This window comes from Variovorax sp. 01N429 (assembly GCF_056399425.1).
Genome location: NZ_JBFTRG010000197.1, coordinates 1 through 389 on the forward strand (window position 1 = coordinate 1; position 389 = coordinate 389).

Here is a 389-nt window from a genome sequence, read left to right on the forward strand (position 1 = left end):
ACGGCCAGACTGCCCGCGTTGAACTGGTTGTAGTTCGTGGTCTGGTCGGTGGTCCCCTTGTCCTTGGCCTTCTGGTACATGAGGTCGCGGCCCTGACTGGTCTCCTGGGTGCCGTGTTCGGTGGCCTGCGTGCCCAGGACCAGGGTGTCGGCGGTGAGGCTCAACTTGCCAGGCGTGTTCACCGTGGTGCCGGCCATCGCGAGCGTGTCCTCCGCCGTGATGTTCACGTTGGCGCCGTTGAGCGTGGTGCGCGCCAGGGAGGTGTCGGTGATTCCTGCCTCTTGCGTCTTCTTGGCATTGAAGCCCGTGCTCGGATCGCGGTACCAAGTCTCGCTGCCCAGGTTCAGGTCATTGCTCTTGTGGGCGATCGCGAGCGACTGGCCATCGAC

General features: G+C 64.3%; 1 protein-coding gene. It reads right to left on the reverse strand.

Annotation, left to right across the window (positions count from 1 at the left end):
* A partial coding sequence (locus AC1DSF_RS31230; protein ID WP_478184185.1) for a hypothetical protein occupies positions 1-389 on the reverse strand: 389 nt, incomplete at both ends.